This window comes from Candidatus Phytoplasma pyri (assembly GCF_046600495.1).
Lineage (GTDB): Bacteria > Bacillota_I > Bacilli_A > Acholeplasmatales > Acholeplasmataceae > Phytoplasma > Phytoplasma pyri.
Genome location: NZ_JBKIOZ010000001.1, coordinates 180,540 through 194,505 on the forward strand (window position 1 = coordinate 180,540; position 13,966 = coordinate 194,505).

General features: G+C 21.2%; 10 protein-coding genes and 4 tRNA genes. 2 read left to right on the top strand and 12 right to left on the bottom strand.

Annotation, left to right across the window (positions count from 1 at the left end):
• Positions 1-7: 7 nt before the first annotated feature.
• From rpsR to ACLHHF_RS00985, 10 genes are all read right to left on the bottom strand, one after another.
• Positions 8-244: a 30S ribosomal protein S18 gene (gene rpsR, locus ACLHHF_RS00940; protein ID WP_411307959.1), complete on the bottom strand. Its 237-nt coding sequence runs from the start codon at positions 242-244 to the stop codon at positions 8-10.
• A 22-nt stretch (positions 245-266) separates the two neighbouring features.
• Complete coding sequence (locus tag ACLHHF_RS00945; protein WP_411307960.1) at positions 267-680, bottom strand: single-stranded DNA-binding protein; 414 nt, start codon at positions 678-680, stop codon at positions 267-269.
• Between the two features lie 7 nt (positions 681-687).
• Entirely contained in the window at positions 688-978 is a 291-nt protein-coding gene (gene rpsF / locus ACLHHF_RS00950) for a 30S ribosomal protein S6 (RefSeq protein ID WP_411307961.1), read from the bottom strand.
• A gap of 352 nt (positions 979-1,330) precedes the next feature.
• A tRNA-Trp gene (locus ACLHHF_RS00955) sits at positions 1,331-1,406 on the bottom strand.
• A gap of 63 nt (positions 1,407-1,469) precedes the next feature.
• A tRNA-Leu gene (locus ACLHHF_RS00960) sits at positions 1,470-1,555 on the bottom strand.
• 39 nt (positions 1,556-1,594) lie between these two features.
• Positions 1,595-1,669, bottom strand: a tRNA-Gln gene (locus ACLHHF_RS00965).
• A 30-nt stretch (positions 1,670-1,699) separates the two neighbouring features.
• A tRNA-His gene (locus ACLHHF_RS00970) sits at positions 1,700-1,775 on the bottom strand.
• A 167-nt stretch (positions 1,776-1,942) separates the two neighbouring features.
• Positions 1,943-4,147: a RelA/SpoT family protein gene (locus ACLHHF_RS00975; protein ID WP_411307963.1), complete on the bottom strand. Its 2,205-nt coding sequence runs from the start codon at positions 4,145-4,147 to the stop codon at positions 1,943-1,945.
• A gap of 92 nt (positions 4,148-4,239) precedes the next feature.
• Positions 4,240-5,418 (bottom strand): tRNA 2-thiouridine(34) synthase MnmA, encoded by a 1,179-nt coding sequence (gene mnmA, locus ACLHHF_RS00980; protein WP_411308001.1) that lies wholly within the window; start codon positions 5,416-5,418, stop codon positions 4,240-4,242.
• Positions 5,419-5,428: 10 nt separating this feature from the next.
• A complete protein-coding gene (locus tag ACLHHF_RS00985; protein WP_411307964.1) occupies positions 5,429-7,210 on the bottom strand; it encodes a nitrilase-related carbon-nitrogen hydrolase in 1,782 nt (593 codons plus the stop codon).
• Between the two features lie 365 nt (positions 7,211-7,575).
• Between ACLHHF_RS00985 and ACLHHF_RS00990 the strand changes: the two genes are divergently transcribed.
• Complete coding sequence (locus ACLHHF_RS00990) at positions 7,576-7,839, top strand: co-chaperone GroES (protein WP_411307965.1); 264 nt, start codon at positions 7,576-7,578, stop codon at positions 7,837-7,839.
• A 130-nt stretch (positions 7,840-7,969) separates the two neighbouring features.
• Positions 7,970-9,583 carry a chaperonin GroEL gene (gene groL / locus ACLHHF_RS00995; RefSeq protein ID WP_411307966.1) on the top strand — a complete coding sequence of 538 codons (1,614 nt, stop codon included), beginning with the start codon at positions 7,970-7,972 and terminating at the stop codon, positions 9,581-9,583.
• Positions 9,584-11,328: 1,745 nt separating this feature from the next.
• Here the strand turns inward: groL and ACLHHF_RS01000 are convergent.
• Both ACLHHF_RS01000 and ACLHHF_RS01005 read right to left on the bottom strand, forming a co-directional pair.
• Positions 11,329-12,423 carry a hypothetical protein gene (locus ACLHHF_RS01000; RefSeq protein ID WP_411307967.1) on the bottom strand — a complete coding sequence of 365 codons (1,095 nt, stop codon included), beginning with the start codon at positions 12,421-12,423 and terminating at the stop codon, positions 11,329-11,331.
• Entirely contained in the window at positions 12,410-13,672 is a 1,263-nt protein-coding gene (locus tag ACLHHF_RS01005; protein ID WP_411307968.1) for a DNA cytosine methyltransferase, read from the bottom strand. The genes ACLHHF_RS01000 and ACLHHF_RS01005 overlap by 14 nt, the downstream gene beginning before the upstream one ends.
• Positions 13,673-13,966: the final 294 nt, after the last annotated feature.

A 13,966-nucleotide genomic window follows, 5' to 3' on the forward strand; every position in this document is an offset into this window, starting at 1 on the left:
GTTTGTTTTATTTTTTGATGAAAGGAAGTAAAGCCATATGGCGCGCTCTTTTTATTGCAATTGCTAAACGTCTTTGCCAAATAGCACTGGTACCTGTTATTCTTTTTGGTACAATTTTTCCTTGTTCAGTAATAAATTTTTTTAATAATTCTATGTCTTTAAAATCGATTTTTGTGATTTTATTATCTGTAAAATAACAAACTTTATTACGTTTTTTAAAAATTTTCTTTTTATTAAATTTCATAATTTACTCTCTCTTTATTAATTCAAAACGGAAGATTGTCATCATCTTCATTATTGTAATCATCAATATTTTTTTTATTATTATTAATTTCTAAGTTATCACTAAAATTATTAAACTTTTTTGGTTCTAAAAATTGAATACTATCACAATAAACTTCAGTTACATAACGTTTAGTACCGTCTGGAGCATCATAATTACTAGTTCTTATATTGCCTTCGATACCTAATAAAGCACCCTTTGTAATATATTTTGTTAAATTTTCAGCTTGTTTTCGCCAAACTACACAACTAATAAAATCAGTTTCCCTATTACCTTCTTTGTTAATAAAATTTCTACTAACAGCTAAACTAAATCTAACAGTAGGTATATCAAGATTGACATAACGCAACTCTGGATCTTTAGTTATTCTGCCTACTAAAATAACTTTATTAATCATAAATAAATTACTCCTCTTTTATAACTATAGATCTTATTATATCTTCGTTAATTTTAACAACACGATTAAACTCTTCTATCATTTGTGGAATAGCATTTAAAAACATAGAAACATAATAACCTTTATAGTGTTTATCAATACAATAAGCTAAATCTTTAAATCCTAGCTCTTTTAATTGAATAATTTGATTTTCATTTTCTTTATTAAAAAATATTTTGTTAATATTTTCAATATTTTTTTTAATTTCTTCATCCCCTATATTAGGACGCATAATATATAATATTTCATATTTTTTCATATTTTTTCTCCTTATGGACATTTTTTTTGTTCTTTAAAATTAATAAAGAAAAGGATCAACTTATATAAAAATCATTTTCTATTTTATTTTATCAAATTTATCAAAAATAATAATACTAAACTAATTAAATTTTTCTTAAAATATATATTATATTGTTAAAATTAAAAAAATAAATAAAAAAATAAATTATATAAAATCATTAATTTAAAAAATTTTATTTAATAAAATTAAAATTGTTTTATATTAATTAATAATAAATAATTATTTAATTTATTTTATTAATTAATATAAAATTTAAAAAAATAATATATTAATTAATAAAATATAAAAAATCATTTAAATTTTTGTATATTGGCAGGGATATCAGGATTCGAACCCGAACAAGCGGTTTTGGAGACCGTTATGCTAACCGTTAACATCATATCCCTATATATAATTTTTGTAATTTTAATATATCAATATTTTTTAAAAATAAATATTTATTGAGAGGATGGTACGGGTGACAGGACTTGAACCTGCAAGTTTTATTAAACGCTAGATCCTAAGTCTAGTGCGTCTGCCATTCCGCCACACCCGCAAAATAATATATAATCATAAAAAATTAATAAATAAAAATTGGCAGGCCCAGCTGGATTTGAACCAACGAATCACGGAGTCAAAGTCCGTTGCCTTACCACTTGGCTATGGGCCTAAAAAAATAATAATAATAAATAATATTTTTTGGGGCGGTTGATGGGAATCGAACCCACGAATATCGGCGCCACAAGCCGCCGCGTTAACCACTTCGCCACAACCGCCATTTTTATAAATAATTAAATAATTAAAATTATTTATTTTTAAAAAAATATATATTAAATAATCATATTAGTTACAATTTAAAAGATATATTCAATATTAAAAAATTTTATAGTTATTTAACTATAATATATAATTATATCAAACATTTAAATTTTATGAATATAATTTAATTAAAATTTCTAGAAATGTAATGAATATTAGAAAAAATTCTTAAATTAATTATTAAATTATCTAATTCTTGTTTATTATTAACCAATATTTTTAATTTAATAATAGTTTCAAATTTATTATTAATAACATTTAAATTAACAATATTAATAGCAAATTTATTTAATTTATTAATAATTTGTGGTAACAAAGAAATATTTTTAGAATATTTTACATAAATATAAGTGGGGTTTTTAATTTTAACATTAAAATCCCAAACGACATTAACTAATTTATTTTTACTATATTTTTTTAAATTTATACATTCACTACAATGTATAACAACACCTTGTTGTTTACTGATAAAACCTAAAATTTCATCGCCTAAAACAGGTAAACAGCAATTAGCTAATTTTAATTTTATATTGTTTAAACCATCAACAATAATACCAATTTTATTTTTTTTATTTGATATTGGAGAAGATTTATGAATATAATGATTTAATATTTTTTTTTGTTCATCTTCTTTAAAAACATATTGTTGAAAAATTAATTTAGGAGAAATATTTTTTTTACCTATTTCTAAATAAAAATCATTTAAAGAATGAAAATTATATTTTTTAAAATTATTTTTTAAAAATTTATTGTCAATGATAAAATTTATTTTTTGTAATTGTTTTTCTTTTTCTAATAATTCTTTTCCTAATGTAATCAAATCTTCATTTTGGTATTTATGTAATATATGTGTAATTTTTCTTTTTGCATAAATAGTTTTAACGATTCTTAACCATTCTTTATTAATTGTTAAAACATTTTTATTAGTTTTAATATCAACAAAATCACCATTTTTTAATTGATAATTTAAAGGAGTAATTTTACCATTAATAATAGCACCAGACATTTTAGCACCAATTTCAGTATGAATTCTAAAAGCAAAATCAATTGGTGTAGAACCTTTAGGTAATTCTAAAACTTTTTGTTTAGGAGTAAAAACATAAACATTTTCACTTAAAATATCATTTTTAATTGCATTTGTAAACTCTTTAGAAGTTTCTTGAGGATAATTATCAGAATCTTTAGTAATTTTAATAAGTTCATTATACCATCTTAATTTTTTTGCAATTTCTAGTTGTTTTGCTTCTTTAGAATAAACTTTATTTTCTTTATAAGCCCAATGAGAAGCAATACCTTTTTCAGCTATTTCGTCCATTAAAATTGTTCTAATTTGAATTTCAAATAAAATACCTGCTGTTTTTGATAAAACTGTAGTATGTAAAGATTGATATAAATTAGGTTTAGGAACAGCAATATAATCTTTAAATTTTAATGGAATAGGGAAATAATTAGCATGAATAACTCCTAAAATTTGATAACATAAATCTACATTATCAACAATAATTCTAATAGCAAATAAATCAAAAATTTCAGAAAAACTCAAATTCCTTTTAGTCATTTTTTTATAAATACTATAAATGTTTTTAACTCTTCCTTTAATTGAAAAATTATTTAAATTATTTTGAAAAAATAAATGTTTGATATTAGTTATAATTTTCTCAATAGCAATTTCTCTTTCTTTTTTTTTAGCCCTAATTAATTCTGAAATATGATAGTAAATTTGAGGATTAATATATCTTAAACATAAATCCTCTAATTCAGATTTAATTTCAAAAAGACCTAAACAATGAGTTAAAGAAGCATAAATTTCTAGTGTTTCTTTAGCTATTCTAACTTGTTTTTCTGGTCTTAATGATTTTAAAGTTTGCATATTATGTAATCTATCAACAATTTTAATAATGACTACTCTAATATCTTGTGCAATTGCTAAAAAAATTTTTTGATGATTATCAGATTGTCCAGAATCATGATTAAAAACTAATTTATCTAACTTAGTAACATATCTAACTAAATTAGCTATATCTTCACCCATTAAATTAGTTAATTCTGAAAAACTTAAATCAGTGTCTTCTAATATATCATGTAATAAACCAGCAATTAAAGTATTAGGTTCGACATTCAAATTAGATAAAATTTTAGCTACAGTTACTAAATGAACAATATAATCTTCTCCTGTTAATCTTTTTTGTCCAGCATGTTTAAGCTTAGCCAACTGATAAGCTTTAGTTATTTTATTTAAAATTTTTGTTTGAGAAATATTTTTAGTAACAGTCTGAATTAAATCTTGAAATAAAAGATCATTTTGTAAATTTTTTTTTTTTATTATCAAATATATTACCTATTTCCTTTATAACGAGTTAAAATAATATAAATTTAAAGATGATTTTGGTCAATAAAAATAAAATATAATTTAAATAATTTTTAAACATAAATCATTTTTTTATCGTAAGAATAAACTTCTTTAATCATACCTGAACCTAAACAAATATCACCCAAATAAAAAGCGCATATTTGTCCTGGAGTAACAGCTTTAATTTTTTGAGGATAATAAACTTTAACTGTAGTATCATTTAACCAAGTAATATTAATTTTTTGATCTAATTGACGATAACGAAATTTAGCGTTTAAATTTTGTTTAGATATCATAATTTGTTTTTGAATATCAAAAACATTACCACGCCAAACAATATCTACTATTAAAGCAGAATCACTATACAAATAAAAATGTTCTGAACCTTGTTCTACATATAGTATATTTTTTTTTAAATTTTTACCAACAACAAACCAAGGGGATTGATTATTAGATTTAAAACTACCTAAACCTAAGCCTTTTCTTTGACCAATAGTATAATATATAGTTCCTTGATGTTCTTTTAAATAAGTTCCATCAAGTTTTTGCATTTGTCCTTTTTGCGTTGGCAAATAATTTTTTAAAAAATCAAAAAAACGTCTTTCACCAATAAAACAAATACCAGTGGAATCTTTTTTATTAGCATTGATTAAACCAGCTTTTTTAGCTATTTTTCTAACTTCTGGTTTAGTTAATTTACCCAAAGGAAAAATAATTTTTTTCAATTGATATTGTTTTAATTGAGATAAAAAATAACTCTGATCTTTATTTATGTCAAAAGCTTTTTTTAAAATTACTCTATTATTTATATCATATTCTACGTTCGCATAATGACCAGTAGCAATAAAATCAGGTTTAAATTTATCAACATATTTAGTAAAAACATTAAATTTAATTTTATTATTACATAATACATCAGGATTAGGAGTTAAATTTTTTTTCAAAGAATCTAAAAAATATTTAAAAACTTTATTCCAATATTCTTCTACAAAATCAACTTTATGAAATTTAATTTCTAATTGTTGAGATACTTTTAAAGCATCTTGATAATCTTTTGTTTGGGGACAAACCAATTCTTTGATATCAGGATTACCTTCAATATCAAAATTTAAACCAGAATCCCAATTTTTCATAAAAACAGCTTCTACTAAATAACCTTTTTGTTTTAATAATAAAGCTGCAACACTACTATCTACTCCTCCAGATAAACCAATAATTACTTTTTTTTTCATATTTATATTAACTTTTATTTTGATTTATTTAAAAATCAAATGATAGTTTAAATTCTGTTCTAGGAGATAAACTATTTTCTAATATTTTTGGTCCTGGAGAAATATATTGTCTTTTATATTGTGATTTATAAAATTTTTGTAAATAATCATTAACTAATTTTAAACTTTTTTTACTATCAAAATTAAAAGCTTCTTTTAAAAACCAAACTATTTTATCTTTTTTTAAACCTTTAAATAAAAAATAATATAAAATAAAATCTTCAACAATTATTTTTTCTTTTAAAAAATCATTTGCTTTTGATAAATAAAATTTTTTTAATTCTGAATCCATATTCCAATCATCAGATTCTAAATGATATAAAAATAATTTTTGCATAAAAGTATTAGGTATCCCAACATTAACATTATAAACATAATTATAAAAAAATTTAATTTGAATATTACCTAAAGCAATATCAGATAAATTATAAGTAAATAAAAATAAATTTTTTTCATTATTTATATCTTTATTATTTGTTTCTCGCAAAATATCTTTTTTATAATCTAACATTAATTTATTATTTTTTTTTGATAAAGAAATAGTTTTTACAATATTTTTAATTTCTAATTGTTTTAAAAATTGTTGAATTTTGTTAAAATAACTAGCTTCACTCAATTCATAATAAGGTAAAATAATAATTAAATTATTTAAATCTTTTTTTAAATTTATAAAAACTTTATAAACAACCATTAAAGATAAAAAATCTTCAATGCTATTTGTAATATTTAAAATTACTTTAGCTTCTGGCAGATAATACAATTTACTTTGTAAAGAACAAACTTGAAGCATATCGGCTATTTTTAATTGTTTAAATAAATTATTTTTTGGAATAAAAGGCAAGCGATCTAAATTATTTTCTAAAATATATTTTTTAGTTTCCTTTAATTTAAAATTAACTTTTTGAAATTTAAAAAATTTATTAATTATTTGATCGCCATAAGTAGTATCAACTATTCTTTGATTTTTAATAGAATCAAGACAAACATCTACAACCAAACTAACATCTGGTTCAAATAAATGTTTTTCACCTATCAATTCACCTAAAACAGCAGCTATTTTATGATTAGAAAAAACAGCATCTGTTGATGATTCTGTTATTCCACTACTAGTATAAAAATATCCTCCTATTTGTTTACGAGAATGATCTATTACAGCCATTAAACGTTGTTCTGTTTTACCAATATGTTCAGTAGAAGATGATAAATTAAAAATTATATGAGCTCCATTCAAAACTAAAAGATCACTAGGAGATTCTATAGTCCATAAATCTTGACAAATTTCAACTCCAAAAATTAAATCAAACTCTTTATTAATAAACAAAATATCACCAAATGGAACTTTTTGTCCTAATAAAATAATTTCCGTTTGAGAAAAATTTTTTCCTGATTGAAACCATCTTTTTTCATTAAATTCTTTATAATTTGGAATAGTTTTTTTAGGAATAATACCTAAAATACGTTTATTTTGTATAACTATTGCTACATTAAAAATTAAAGTGCCAATGACTAAAGGTATTCCTAAAATATAAACTCCTTCAAAAGAAGTAGTATTTATTAACCATTCTAAAGCTTTAATATTTTCTTCTAAAAAAGCAGTTTTAAAAAATAAATCTCCAGCACTATAACTACTTAAACAAAGTTCTGGAAACAATACAAAACTAGATAAACTCAAATTTATAACTTTTAATATTTTTTCAGCATTAATAAAAGGATTACAAATTCTAATATCAGGACTAGATAATTCAATTTTGATTAAACCATTTTTATACATAATTATAATTTTAAAAAAACCTTTCTATATTTTTTTAAAAAAATTTGATTATATTAGTATTCTTAAAAATTTAATTAAAAAAACAATTTATAATTTTAAATTATTAAAAATATCATCAATATTAATATAATTATATATATTTTTTAATAAAATCTTATAATAAAATTCATATTTTAAAATTTGACATTTTTTTTTAACTATATTATAATTAAATTTGATGTTATATACAATAATTTATTATTTTTAAAAAATTAATAAAAATATCATTATTAAAAAACATCATTTATAAAACATAGAAATTTAATTAAAATATAATAAATATTTTTTATGAAATTTTTAATATATTTTTAAAATTTAAAAAAGAGGTGAAGATATTGTTTAGACCTTTAGAAGATAATGTAATTTTAGAATTTAAAATTGAAAAAAATACCACAGATAGTGGAATTATTGTAAATACTCAAGAAAAAGAAAAATCATCTGTAGGAATAGTTATAGCAGTAGGACCGAAAGTATCAGAAATTAAAAAAAATGACGAAGTAATTTACAAAAATTATTCAGGTAATAAAATTAAAATTGAAAATAAAGAGTATTTAGTAATTTCTTCCAAAGATATTTTAGCTTTATTGTAAAATAATTTAAAAAAAGTTTGTAAAATAAATTTTTAAAATGAAACAATAATAAATGATTAAAAAAAATTAATTGATGAAAATATTAATAATTAAAAAAATAAATTAAATGTGAAAGGAGTAAATTTTTAATATGGCAAAAGAAATTATTTACAATAAAGAAGCAAGAAAAGAACTTCTTAAAGGAGTAGATATTTTATCAAATACTGTTAAAGTTACTTTAGGACCTAAAGGACGTAACGTTATTCTAGAAAAAAATTATGAATCTCCTTTAATCGTTAATGATGGAGTTTCTATTGCTAAAGAAATAGAATTAAAAGATTCTTTTCAAAACATGGGGGCTAAATTATTATATGAAGTTGCTTCTAAAACAAATGATAATGCAGGAGATGGAACTACAACTGCTACTCTTTTAGCTCAAAAAATGATTCATCGTGGTTTCAAAGCAATAGATTTAGGTGCTAATCCTGTTTTAGTAAAAGAAGGAATAGAAAAAGCGACAAAACAAGTTATAGCAAAACTTTTAGAAAAATCAAAACCAGTAATAACACAAGAAGATATCGAAAATGTAGCTTCTATTTCTTCTGGAAGTAAAGAAATTGGAAAAATAATTGCTTTAGCAATGCAAAAAGTAACCAAAAATGGCGTTATTAATGTTGACGAATCAAAAGGATTTGAAACTAAATTAGAAGTAGTTGAAGGTATGCAATATGACAAAGGTTATGCTTCACCTTATTTTGTTAATAATAGAGAAACTATGTCAGTTGAATTAGAACAACCTTTAGTTTTAGTAACAGATCATAAAATAAATAATATTCAAGAAATTTTACATTTATTAGAAGAAGTAGTAAAACAAGGTAAGTCATTATTAATAATTGCTGATTCTGTAGAAAATGAAGTTACCAGTATTTTAGTTATCAACAAAATGAAAGGGACATTTAATATAGTTGTTACTAATGCGCCTGGTTTTGGAGATAATCAAAAAGAAAATTTACAAGATATTGCTATTTTAACTCAAGCTAAATTTATTTCTAAAGATTTAAATATGAATCTAAAAGATATAAAAATAAAAGATTTAGGTAATGTTCATAAAGCATTAATTAAAAAAGATAACACTGTTTTAGTTGGAGCTCACAAAACTTCTGCTTTAAAAGAAAGAATTAAAGAAATCGAAATCCAATGTGCTAATAATGATAACGAATTTGAAAAAAACAACTTAAAAGAAAGATTAGCTAAATTATCAGGAGGAGTTGCTTTAATTAAAGTTGGAGCAGCTACTGAAACAGAATTAAAAGAAAAAAAATTAAGAATTGAAGATGCTTTAAATGCTACTAAAGCAGCTATAACTGAAGGAATCGTTGTAGGCGGTGGTAAAGCTTTAATAGAAATTTATAAAGAATTAAATGTTAAATTAACCGATTCTAATCCAGATATACAAAAAGGGATTAATGTAGTTATTGAAAGTCTTTTAGCGCCAACATATCAAATTGCAGAAAATGCAGGTTTTGATGGTGATCATGTAATTCGTAAACAGTTATCTGAAGAAGAAAATTTTGGATTTGATGCCAAAGAAGGTATTTATACTAATTTATTAAAAAAAGGTATTATTGATCCAACTAAAGTGGCTCGTCAAGCAGTTCTAAATGCAGCCTCTATTGCATCATTAATAATAACTACTGAAGCAGCAGTAGTAACAATAAAAGAAAACGATAATAATAAAGAAAATTCTATGATGATGCCAGAATAATAAAATTTAAATATTTTATTAAAAAAATAATATAAAAGCTAAATTATTAAAAAAATAATTTAGCTTTTTTTATATAAAAAATAAAATAAATATAAAAGTAAAATAAAAATTAATACATTTTAGATAAACCAAATTTTTTTGAAACCAAAAAAATTATCAATTTTAATAAAAAAATATATATCTTATATAATAATGATAATAAAATTATATAATTTTTTAATTATGAAGTGTACCAGAAAAATGGAACTACTAAAAAATACAAAAATAAAAAATCATTTATTAAATTTAATCGAATGATAACTAAAAAAAATATTTTGTCAAATTTTTATTAAATCTAACTTAATTATTTTTTTATAAAAGTTATTTTCCCTTTCTAGAATTTTTAAATTTAATTTCTTATTTTTTATTAAACCAAAAAATAAAAGTAAAATCAATTAATTTTTTTAAAAAATTTAAAAAAAACAAAAAGAAAAAAGAAAAAAAATTATTTGTACATTAAGTTATATACATTAATTATTATTTTTTATATCTTTTTTTAAAGATATAGATATAGTTTTTGTTTTTAAATTTTTAAAAATGCTTTAAAAGACATTTAAACTTTTTTAAAAATCTTGTTAAATAATTTAATTATTTTTTTTAAAACTATATTTATTTCTACTTTTTTAATTTTCTAATAAAACCAAAATACAAAAAAAATAGATATAAATTGAACTAAAGGCGTTTTTTAGCACAATTTATCCCTAATATTTTGTAAGTTTTTGAACAAACGGCCGGAGCGATCACTATTATCTAACAATAACCATATTTCAAAAGCATCTTTAAGTGGTTCTAATTGAGCTTACTGTATTCCCCTCAGTAACTAATATAATGGTTACTTTTTAACTAACAATTGGCTTTTTAACTAATAATAAATCCTTGTTCTAATTTAGCTTTAGCTTTTTGTAAGTCGACTTTTTAGTTGCATTCGTAGTGGTTGCAATTTCAGCTTCTAATATTAAAATATGTTTTTTTAAACCGGTTACTAAATCTTTATATTAAGTATTAAATATTCTTTAAAGAACAAAATATTAGATAATTTAGTTATTTTATTTAAATTGTATAAAGCATTAAAAGCAATCAATGTTGGCCCCCCACCATATAAAATCGTTAACAAAATATGTTTAACAATTTTTCAACAAATATTAAGAGTTAAAATTTAACGCTGTAAGTAATGTTACCACTAGTTTAACCGTTTTATTTGATTGCCGCAACTGGTTTTTTAACAGTTAGGATAATTTTAGCTTTTTTACCAAGGTTTAATTTGTATTTTTTTTGCATTAATTTGAAATTTTTTTCTTTTTTTGTCATGTTTGCAACCTCTTTTCATAGGTGATTTTTTTATTTTTCCCCTTTTTATTTTTTGTAAATAATTTCGTAAATTATTTAAGTCATGTTTAAAGCTAAAAAAACTACCTTCTTTATAAGGTAGCTTAATAAAATTAATGTGGTTTGAATATATAAAAAAATTCTCATTTAAGAGAATTAATTGATTTTAGTTATATTTGAATTTATATTTCAATAAAAATACAAATAAGTTTAAATTAAAATATTACATTCAAAACATTTTAATAATACAGTTTTTGGGAATTTAATTCAAAAAATAATATTACTAAAACATAATTATAGTTAAAAAATAATTTTTATTCATTTTATTTGTTGCAAATGTATATTAATTAAAAAATTCATTAATTAATAAATATTAATAATTATTTATTTAAATATAGATTAACATATTCTATATTAGAATATTTTTTAATATTATCTAAAACTTCTGTTTTATTTTCTATTGTTAGATTATAATTTATAGTAATATTTTTTTTTAATTTATATGGTAAAAAATTAATACAACCAAAATCATTCTTCATACAATTTAACCAACTACTTATATATCTTTCTTTAGACTCTGTTAAAAATTTAACATCCGCTCCATTATATTTTTGTCTAATTATATCAGCTATATCTTTATTCTTTATATTAATTATTTTATGACTATTATTTTTTTTACGCCATGTTTCAAATGAACTCAATAAAGTATTTATAAATTCCGAATACCAATTATTATAAATAGTAAAACAAAATTCTTCAAAAGGCAAATTAGCCATTCGAAATCCTTCATTAGAAGGAATATTGTTGAAAGGAGTGATTAAACCTAATGATGTCAAAGAAATAAAAACATTACGTATGCATTTTGAATTAGGTGTTTTATATTTTGATAAAAAATTATTTTCATATTTTTTTCTTTTAATTTTTGAAATACTTTGATTAAGTAATGTATCTTTTAAAATTTCTTTTAAAACTATATACATTTCACCAATCCTAATATCTTTAAAAAAATAAGGCGAAATCATAATAAGATTTTTAGATTTTTTTTTCTTAGAAATATGTTTATTATTTAATATTGTAGTACAATAATTCTTATTATTAATAATAAGAATATTTATTTTTTTAGGATAAGCAAAATTACAAATGTTTAAATTCTTTAGTAAATCACTCATTATGCAAAGCAAAAAAAAACATTTTTTATTAAAAGTTTGTATAATTTTTCTTGTTTTAAGATATTCATATTGAAATATTTTACCAATAACTCCAACATATTCTTTAATTTCAATATCACTTCCTTTGCATTCTAAAATAGCTAAAATTTGTTTGTCTTGATTTAAAAAACAAAAATCGGGTTTAATTCCATTAATAAATGTAACTTCAGAAATAAACTTCATTTTTTTAATATGCAAAAGATTTAATATATTTTTGCGCACAATTTCATTATGCAAAATAAGTTGTTTTATTTCATTTTCTATCATTAATTTCATCCAAAAAAGTTTTAATTGAAAATGCAATAGCAGTTGACAATTCAATGGGTACTGCATTACCTACTTGTTCACAACGATTAGTATGGCTACCAAAAAATTTATAATCAATAGGAAAACCAGTAATGCAAGCGGCTTCTCTCACGGTAATACTTCTATTTTTTGTTGGATGAATTGGAAAAGCACTATGTCCTGGAACCAACGTCATACTTGGTTTATTTCTAGATAATCTTCTATTACATCCTCTAGAATGAAAAACACTTAATTTTAAATTTTGAGGCAAAATATTCATAACGCTTTTTACACTACCACCTTCAGGAATATAAGAAAATCTAGAAACAGTTCGTTGTTTATGTATCATAGGTTTATTGTCTAAATCTTGTTTATTGGAATAGTCTATTAAAGCTAAAGCGTCAGCAACTGTTTTATACGGTTTAGGATTTTTTACTATTGGCAAAAATTTTTTTCCAATAGGATTATCATATTCAAAATGAGTAATTATAGGAAATTTATATTCTTTTTGAATATCATTTTTTATTGCTACTATAATTAAACGATTTCGATCTGTTGCAGAACCATACCAAACTGAGTTTAAAATATGATAATAAATACGATATCCTAATTTTTCATATCTTTGTTTTAAATCTTGAAAAACAGAGATAAGTACATTTTTTTGTTTTAAACTTTTAACAAATTTTTTTCTTTTTAATTTAAGTATTTCTAAAATTTTATTTTCTTCTGAAAAATCTAAATTTTTTTTGCGTTTGGTTGCTTTTTGATGTTTTAATTTACTAATATTTCGCCATAAAATAGTAATTTCATTTTGAAAATTAGGAATATGTTCTCGTTTAAGAACTTCGGAAGTAAAAAAAGTAGGGACATTTTCAATAATAGATATTTTAGGATTTAATTTTTCAACTAATTTTAATTGTTCTAAATAAAGATAATTTCTTTCATCGGCTAAATTTCGTTCTCCAGCCAAACTAAAACCTTTACAAACCACTCCTCCAAACAACACGTCTAAAGAAGTAATATTTTGAGAAATTTTTTCTTTGCTAATATTTTTAATGTCTTCACACTCGATAACTTTAGATAAAATAGGGAAATTATAATTAAGTGTTCGAACACATTCAGAACAAAAATCATTTAAATAAACAGTTTTAAAACCATTTTTAAAAAAACCTAAATGAGATCCACCAGCACCTACGAAAGTTTCAGCAATAGTATATTGATTTTCAAACATAATATTTTCTCTTTTTGTTTATTTTTATTTTCTTTAAATTGAAATTTTGTTGTTATATATAAACTAGTTTTTTTTAAAGTATTTTTTAATAACTATATTTGATTTATAACATAAAAAAAAAATTTATTTTATTATTTTCATCATTTTTTCCTTTTTATAATTATTTTTATTATTATTGTAGTATGTTTGTTTAAATAATGCAAATGATTTGTTTAATTCAGCAAGTTGTTTTGATATTTTTTTAAATTTTATTTATTAATTTCGTTTTTAATTTTTTTAATTTTAAATATAAAA